At 42.0% G+C, this 2,473-nt stretch carries 3 protein-coding genes and 1 pseudogene; all 4 read left to right on the forward strand.

The annotated features are described in order from the left end of the window. The first annotated feature begins 229 nt into the window (after positions 1–229). A complete protein-coding gene (locus AC5590_RS23750) occupies positions 230–1,087 on the forward strand; it encodes a ParA family protein (RefSeq protein ID WP_169268950.1) in 858 nt (285 codons plus the stop codon). 22 nt (positions 1,088–1,109) lie between these two features. Further along, the gene (locus AC5590_RS23755; protein WP_169268951.1) at positions 1,110–1,541 is read left to right on the forward strand and encodes a carboxysome distribution maintenance protein McdB; all 432 of its coding nucleotides are present in this window, start codon (positions 1,110–1,112) and stop codon (positions 1,539–1,541) included. A 92-nt stretch (positions 1,542–1,633) separates the two neighbouring features. Then, the gene (locus AC5590_RS23760) at positions 1,634–2,044 is read left to right on the forward strand and encodes a hypothetical protein (RefSeq protein ID WP_169268952.1); all 411 of its coding nucleotides are present in this window, start codon (positions 1,634–1,636) and stop codon (positions 2,042–2,044) included. 6 nt (positions 2,045–2,050) lie between these two features. Beyond that, positions 2,051–2,473: pseudogene (locus tag AC5590_RS23765) on the forward strand (hypothetical protein); the annotation flags it as partial.

A 2,473-nucleotide genomic window follows, 5' to 3' on the forward strand; every position in this document is an offset into this window, starting at 1 on the left:
TTCCAAAACTCCACTAAGTCAAAAACGTGCAACAATTGTTACCACGTTCCACCAGTGCCACTATCTGCACGCTAATACCACCAGCATTCTCCTATCCAGAATACAAATACCTCATTTTAAAAATGTACTTTAGCAAAATAGTACTATTGTGCTAAAGTACTATTGTTAAAATTTACTATAGTGCAAATGCACAGTAATATTTTTGTAATGTAATGAGTGCTTTAATTTAATGCAAGGAAACTACACTCCTACAATTGTCACCTTGGGGCTAGCAGGTGGACAGGGCAAGAGTACCGTCGCGCTCATGCTCGGTCGATACCTGGGGCGGTTGGGGATTCCAGTACTGTTCATTGATGCTGACCCCCAGTCATCGCTCACTAGTTTTTTGGGGGTCAAGGTACAGCCAAATACCCCTACATTGCTGGAAGTCATCACCCAATCCGAAGAAAAAACACCCCTAATTAATGCCATCGCCCCAGTACCGGATGTCCAACTAGACAACCGCACTATCAGTAACACCAACTTGTTTTTAATCCCCTCTGATGACGGGTTGGAGAATGCTAACTATAAACTGGCATCGAGCGGGATTAGTTTGTTTCTCCTGAGAAACCGCCTAAGGCAAATTGCCAATAACTTTGGCGTAATAATTGTAGATCCACCACCAGAGCGATCGCACCTTGCCCAAACTTCCCTCGGTGCTGGTGACAAGTGGATAATTCCCGCCGAAGCTAACGTCAAGGGAGTGCAGTCATTGGTAAGAACCCTCGAACTGGTAAAAGAATTTCAACCAGCTTTACCCTATGGCTCACTCTTGGGAGTCATACCCTTCCGTGCCAAGTGGACTGGAGTTAATCCAACCAAAGCCACTAAAACCAGTATCTCAGCAATGGGCGAAATCGTGGGACTTGACTTGATGTTACCCCACTTTCTCGAATCCGATGTATATAAAAATGCCATCAACCAACGGGTATCTCCCACAGACTTAGGACAGCCTTCCTTGGAATATCCAATCCAGGTATTAGCTCAAAAGGTAGGACCAACACTGCCAGAACAGTACGCAAAACTTATTCCCACAGAAACAGTGTAAGTTATAGTACCAGGAGTTACCCATGAGCCTTTTAGACGAAATTCGCAGCCGTGCTAATCAACCGACTGTTCCCCCACGCCAGGATGTATTGCAGCAACCGACTACTACTGACACTTTAACAGAACTGAGTGCAACTGATGCGGTGCAGCAACCAACCGAAGTATCGGAACTCAAACGCTTGGAAGATTTACTCGCCAGTTACCCAGAAATTGCTCCTAGAGTTCCCGTAAGGTTGGAGGTTCCCATTAAAGACGAACTCGACGAACTGTGTCACCGCGATAAAGTAACAATAGAAACGTTAGTCGAAGCTTTCTACGTAACCTGTAAAGATAAAGAATCAGTGATGCGACAGGTTATCAAGGAAGCCAAAAAGCGCCTCAAGAGTCGTAAAGAAGTGGGGAATATTCGCTCCAGTCTCACCAAACTCAATAATTTAACCAAAAATAAAAAGTAGTAACGCGCGTTCGCGCCCGTAACAACAACTTTTTCGCGGCGCAAATCGTAATATAAGTCCAGAAAAACTCAACTTTCAAGAGAAGAAAAACAATGAATATTTCGCAGACTGTCTTAGAAAATTCAAGAGTAGAAATCACCAAAGCTATCTTAGTTGATTTACAAAAACTCTCTTCTTACTCTGGAGAACCAATAGCAGCTGTCTATGCAGATAACCTATTGCGTACTATGCGGAAGTTGCGCGATAAATACATTCATGACCCCTGTACAGAAGTGGTAATGGCGCTGCATGATGCACTTGCATATTCTAACCGTTGGATTGATTATAATGCCAGTCAGTACCAAGGAGCTTATGATTTACTTGCATCCCTAGTGAATCAAGAAACAATCACCAATTTGTCAGTCGAGGACTCTATTTTAACTTTAGAAGACTTAGGCTTTGAGACTTTACCATTCGGGGTAAAACTTGACGATAGTCAGGATAGGGATTCAGACGAAGAATAACACAATATGGAGGACAAACCTATCCAAGAACGCTTTTTAGACACCTCAGTTACGCGGTCTCTACTACTTAGTACGCAAACCTACAAACAATACTTTGAATCGCAGTTTGCTAACCAACAGCTTTATATCTCTAACTATATTCAAATGGAGATAAAGCGAAGTTATCTGATTAATCTTATTTCTTTCTACTTTGTGCTGCGCCTAGAAACTATAAACAATATTGGAGATGCCATCGCTCTGTGGAGCAATAGATTTAAGACAAGCGAACTCAAAGCAATTTTACAGCTTATCCCTCAACTTTTTAGCACACACCAACTCAATTTTAGCAGTCCTCAAGATAAAGAAAAAGCTCTTTCTATCTTAGCAATTTATATCAAACGCTTTGAACTGATTCTAAGAAGAAAGTTTAACAATACCAATATTGATTCA

It is taken from the genome of Brasilonema octagenarum UFV-OR1, from assembly GCF_963888615.1.
GTDB lineage: Bacteria > Cyanobacteriota > Cyanobacteriia > Cyanobacteriales > Nostocaceae > Brasilonema > Brasilonema sennae.

Coding starts and splice junctions, on each gene's coding strand:
- AC5590_RS23750 (WP_169268950.1), top strand. CDS start 230: ATGCAAGGAAACTACACTCCTACAATTGTCACCTTGGGGCTAGCAGGT.
- AC5590_RS23755 (WP_169268951.1), top strand. CDS start 1,110: ATGAGCCTTTTAGACGAAATTCGCAGCCGTGCTAATCAACCGACTGTT.
- AC5590_RS23760 (WP_169268952.1), top strand. CDS start 1,634: ATGAATATTTCGCAGACTGTCTTAGAAAATTCAAGAGTAGAAATCACC.